The organism is Bartonella sp. MM73XJBT (assembly GCF_028618465.1).
Lineage (GTDB): Bacteria > Pseudomonadota > Alphaproteobacteria > Rhizobiales > Rhizobiaceae > Bartonella.
In genome coordinates, this window is the sequence record NZ_JAQISY010000064.1 from 1 (window position 1) to 4,835 (window position 4,835).

The 4,835-nt window shown below is 41.4% G+C and carries 5 protein-coding genes; all 5 read left to right on the plus strand.

Going from position 1 to position 4,835, the window contains the following annotated elements:
• Positions 1 to 1,741: 1,741 nt before the first annotated feature.
• Positions 1,742 to 2,119 (plus strand): hypothetical protein, encoded by a 378-nt coding sequence (locus PVV69_RS09225; protein WP_273757271.1) that lies wholly within the window; start codon positions 1,742 to 1,744, stop codon positions 2,117 to 2,119.
• An 11-nt stretch (positions 2,120 to 2,130) separates the two neighbouring features.
• A complete protein-coding gene (locus PVV69_RS09230; RefSeq protein ID WP_273757272.1) occupies positions 2,131 to 3,312 on the plus strand; it encodes a DUF6990 domain-containing protein in 1,182 nt (393 codons plus the stop codon).
• 91 nt (positions 3,313 to 3,403) lie between these two features.
• Positions 3,404 to 3,769 carry a hypothetical protein gene (locus PVV69_RS09235; protein WP_273757273.1) on the plus strand — a complete coding sequence of 122 codons (366 nt, stop codon included), beginning with the start codon at positions 3,404 to 3,406 and terminating at the stop codon, positions 3,767 to 3,769.
• 5 nt (positions 3,770 to 3,774) lie between these two features.
• Positions 3,775 to 4,338 carry a hypothetical protein gene (locus PVV69_RS09240; protein ID WP_273757274.1) on the plus strand — a complete coding sequence of 188 codons (564 nt, stop codon included), beginning with the start codon at positions 3,775 to 3,777 and terminating at the stop codon, positions 4,336 to 4,338.
• 18 nt (positions 4,339 to 4,356) lie between these two features.
• Positions 4,357 to 4,542 (plus strand): hypothetical protein, encoded by a 186-nt coding sequence (locus tag PVV69_RS09245; protein WP_273757275.1) that lies wholly within the window; start codon positions 4,357 to 4,359, stop codon positions 4,540 to 4,542.
• Positions 4,543 to 4,835: the final 293 nt, after the last annotated feature.

Below are 4,835 nucleotides of genomic sequence, written 5' to 3' on the forward strand. Positions count from 1 at the left end.
GTTGTTAGCGGACTTATGAAATGGAGACTCTTTATAGAATGAAAGGAGCAAAAATTATCGGTAATTTGAGGCGTGTTTTGATTGTGAATGGTATTTTTGCTGTAGTTTATCGAGTTTTTCAGCAATTTTGCAACTTTATCAGATCGAGAAGTGAATTTTAAGGTCATAAGGGCTGGGAATTTTTGCTGAAAAGGTCTCTGTAGACTGCGCAGATGCTTGATGGCGCTTTATAAGGGATAGTGAAAAGGGGCGGTGAAAGCACTTTGTTTTCTTCAAGTATAGTGCTTTCAATTAACCCGCTTGGGGAAAGGATAATATGAAGGGGGGACATTTGTTTTGTCCTGTCTTGGAACGCTTGCCTTGTTTGGTGATGGGGTAAGCCTTGCTTTCTTCCTGTGCAGCATCTGTGCGTTTGCTCTTTGAGTGGTCCGTTGGAATGTCGTTGCTGGTCTCTTATAGCTGCTGTTGTTATTTTGCTCGGGTTGCTATCAGGTTAGGATAGGAGCAAAACTGGATACTTCCATTCTTCAGCTATGCATGTGCTCTCTCAAGTACCACAGATTTCTCTAGGACAAATATCGCTCTACAAATATTATCCTTTTGGCATTCCTTTTTCTCAACGCTATCTTGTTTGCTGTGTTCCTTGCTTTCTCTTCTAAGCTGGCGGCATCATACTTTTGCCAGCCTCCAATGTTGCTCAGCTCCTAGCACATGAGAGTGTTTATAAGAGATATTTAAACTCCTTTCTTCTATAGTTTTACTCATACCCAACTCTGCTTATGACGGGGGAAGGGCAGGGCAAGGACAGGGTAAGGATAGGGCAAGGATAGGGGTAAGGATAGGGTAAGGACAGGGTAAGGATAGGGCAAGGATAGGGGTAAGGATAGGGTAAGGATAGGGGGTAAGGACAGGGTAAGGACAGGGTAAGGATAGGGTAAGGACAGGGCAAGGACAGGGTAAGGATAGGGTAAGGATAGGGTAAGGACAGGGCAAGGACAGGGTAAGGATAGGGGTAAGGATAGGGCAAAGGACAGGGTAAGGACAGGGTAAGGACAGGGTAAGGATAGGGTAAGGGCAGGGTAAGGGCAGGGTAAGGGCAGGGTAAGGATAGGGCAAGGACAGGGTAAGAGATGTTAATTGCTTCAAGAGGAGAGAATTTTTGATCAAGAAATCTTACAGTATTTGGTGCTATCATTCAAGTTAAAATAATAATTTATCCTTGTAATTCAATATGTTAAGAGATAAATAACTGTTCTGCTGATAGCAAGAGTCATGCAGAAGGTGCTCAATTCGCTTTGCCAAAAAGCAGCCTTGCGGCTCGTCTTGTTAAGGCAAGCATAAATTCATTTTGTCTGTGTGGTGGTGTTCTCTCCAGAAGTGGTAAAGGCAAAGTGATGTGTTGCTTAGACAGAAGGCAGGCAAATTGTTTTCTGAAAGTTGCGTGGTGCGTTATGAGAATTTTACAGCTTGAGATCCACAATTGTGCAATGAAAACGAAAAGATTGTCTCAAAAATTGTTGAGAAGATAACAGTTAAAAAGGATTCCCTGTGCGTGGGGAGGGCGAAATGTACAGTCTCTTCCTCAAAGACATCTTGTGGCGATTTTTGGCAAGAAGAAGACAAGTGAAATTTTATGAAGATAAAAGCCACTTGCAGAAATCCATTGTTGAAGAAAGTAAAAGGGTGATTTATACGCAAGAGAATAGGAAATTTTAAGCAAAATGAATGATCAAGGGGAAAAATGAAGGGGAAAAATTGGGCATCTGATCAAGAGATGCATGAAAGTTCGCGCTCTTTTTCGTTGGAAGAAGCGTTGCTCTCAGCAAGGAATTATAAAGTTATCTTCGCTCTCTCTGTTCTCGTTATCATGTGGAGAATGGTTCTGGAAATACCAGATGTATTCAATTGGCAACTGGCAGGGTGGCAACATGCTGTGCATTTCGTTCTCTTTAAGACGACGGAAATCATAATGGGCTGTGTTGTTATTTGTGTGCCGATTATGTTACGGATTCGTGCCAAGGTGACGCATGCGTTGCAAGAAAATATTCAGAAACTGGCAGAAGCAATCTCTGTACGAGAGCAAATAAGCACTGCACAGGAAACTTTCCATAAAGAGTAAGAGGGGGGAAAATGAAGAATAATCCTATCGCAGTATTTGTCTTGGATCCCCTGTTCTGGGTGATGATTGCTGTTTTCATTGTCATTATCATGTCTATTTTGGCTCTTTATTATTCTGTTTTCAAACGGATGAAAATGAATTTCCAAGTGAAAGCCGAACTGGAAAGACTGCTTAAAGAAAACGATCTCGCACTTCAGCAGTTTTGGAAAGACGAAGCCGCGCTGCTGGAGAAGCGTTTGCAAGAACAGGAAAAAGAGCTCTCTCGCGAGTATAAGGATCATGAAATTCTCAACATGGAAAGTGCAACGGCGCTGTTGAAAAGTCTGGGCTGGTCGGTGAAAATTGAGGGAAAAGGCGATCATTTGGCAACCTATTGTTTGCCAGATCGCGAAGTGCAATTTCTCTATCATGATGAAAAAGTAAAAGATTGTCCTCAGTTTGATTTGGGACTTGCTGTCACAAGTGGTATTCTTGCTGCGGCTTGCGAAACTCTCAATCCTTATCATTCGAAAAGTTTGCCAGGTTTACAACTGGATTTTCAGGCAAAAGGATTGGAAATTTTTGCTGAAAAGGTCTCTGTGGGGCGCTTAAAGCAAGCGCTTGAGACAGCTGTAGAAAGGGCGATGGAGACTGTTGATCTCCAAGCAATGTTGCGCTCTCAATATGGTGTGCCTCCATGGGAAAGGGATACGTTATTTTTGGTCAAGGGTGAAGACAAAATGGTGCCTTATGATTTGCGGCATTTGGCTGCCCTTGCTTTGCTTGGCGATGTGGAGACTTTGCTCTCTTATAGCAAAAGCTTTCCAGAAGGCGATCAACTTGCCTTGCAGGAAAAAACTTTTGATGCTTATGTCGAAAAAGTGCATCTTGAACGGGCTATAGTGTTGGCTCAAGAAGTGGCAAGGCTTAAGCAATTCAATTATGATTTACTTGAACAGGTCGCAATAAACTTGTTTCCAGAAGAGACAGGGATCAGTTATCAATATTTTAGAGCCGGTGATCCGCTGGTGTGCAATCGTAAGAGGGCTTTGCATCGAAAATTTATTGAAGAGAAAAAACAACAACTAAGAGAACAGGGCTTTATTGTCTGCGAAGAGAAAGCGCTCTGTGAGGTCGATGGTAAAAATTATTGCTACGATATTCTTTATATTGAGGATGGGGAACTTAAATTTATGGATATTAAGAGTGCTTAAGGCAATCGGTTGTTGAGAAAAAGAAACAATTGCTTTATACAAAATACAACAAGAGGGAATTTTAGAGCAACATGAATAATAAGGGGGGAAAATGAAAGGGAAGAACGGGGTCGTTGAGAAAAAAACACCTGCCTTTCAATTGAGAGTATTGAGCGTTTTTTCATGGCAAAAGGATAAAATGCTCTCAGGCAACTTTCTTATCATGTTTTGCACATTTTTTATCATGATGGCTCTAAAAGAGCCTGCTTGTGCAAAGCCTTTGAGCGAATTTTTCCAAGGGGGAAAATGGGGTGGTATGGGGCATGTGATTTTTCTACTTCCCATTTTGATCTGGCTTTTTCTTCTCACGCCTTTGCCTATTCTTTGGGGAATCCACAGCATCAAAGAGCGTAAATTGAAAAAAATACAGCAGTCAAAACAAGCAAATGAGTCACAAGATGAAGCGGTGAGGACGTAAATCTCATGGGTCCTGGTGCTATGGCTCTTATCATACCTGCCTTTTTTTTCACAGTTCTCACGATTGTGATTTTGGCTCTTTTGCTCAATATGATTATCGTTGCCCCTTATTATTCTGTTATCAAACGTTTCAGGCTCTATGCAAAGCTTAAACAATATAAAAGCATGATGAAAGAACAGCGACAGCCTTTTGATGATCTGCAAAAGAGTGAGATCAAAAAGCAAATTTTAGCGCTCTTGCCAGAAAAACACTCTGCTTTATACAAAAAATGGCTCACTTTTTCACGAAAAGATTATCTCAGCATATTCTTTATATCTCTTATTATTATGGCTTTTAAAGTGCATGTTTATAGAGCTTTTGCGCAGGAGTTGGACCTTAACGCTCATCATCTTGTAAGCCCTGACAGGTTTAAAGCATATACTATGCTGTTTATACTGCTGTTCTTGATTTCGGTATGTGTTTGTCTTACAGCCCCTGTTGTTTTGATACTGCGTGCAATATTAACTTCTCAGGTGAAGAAAAAGATCCGCAAATTGGAAGAACTCACCAAGCAACAGGGCAATTCATAAAGAGAAGGGGAGGGAAAAATGCTTACAGAAAGTGCAAGAGTTCTGATTGTAATGGGCATGTATTATGGGGTTAAGTTTGGGATCATCCTTGATGTTTTGTTAAGTGTAGCAATTGTGGCTCTGTATTATTCTTTTCTCAAGCGCTGCATAGCCTATTACAATGTTACAGAACAATTAAACAAAGCAATAAAAGAGCGGACATAGCGCTGTGTTATGCGAGAAAAAGAGAGATTTAAGCATAAAAGTTTTTTTCATCTGTATGTGTGTATGAATCATGTGCTGGGGTGCATGCGTGAAAAAGCATATGCCTTGCTTGGGGTGTGAAGTAAGGGGGGAGATCTTAAAGTATAAAAGAGCTTGTTCTGGTGGATTCTTGATGTTGTAAAACGACCTGTGTGCTTTGTTTTCCTCTGGGTGTGACGTCATGTCAGGTGCTGGGGTGCATGCGTGTGAAAAAGCATATGCCTTGCTTGGGGTGTGAAGTAAGGGGGGAGATC

Excerpts from the sequence above, each read along its gene's own strand:
- PVV69_RS09225 (WP_273757271.1), top strand. The coding sequence starts at position 1,742 with ATGAAGGGGAAAAATTGGGCATCTGATCAAGAGATGCATGAAAGTTCG.
- PVV69_RS09230 (WP_273757272.1), top strand. The coding sequence starts at position 2,131 with ATGAAGAATAATCCTATCGCAGTATTTGTCTTGGATCCCCTGTTCTGG.
- PVV69_RS09235 (WP_273757273.1), top strand. The coding sequence starts at position 3,404 with ATGAAAGGGAAGAACGGGGTCGTTGAGAAAAAAACACCTGCCTTTCAA.
- PVV69_RS09240 (WP_273757274.1), top strand. The coding sequence starts at position 3,775 with ATGGGTCCTGGTGCTATGGCTCTTATCATACCTGCCTTTTTTTTCACA.
- PVV69_RS09245 (WP_273757275.1), top strand. The coding sequence starts at position 4,357 with ATGCTTACAGAAAGTGCAAGAGTTCTGATTGTAATGGGCATGTATTAT.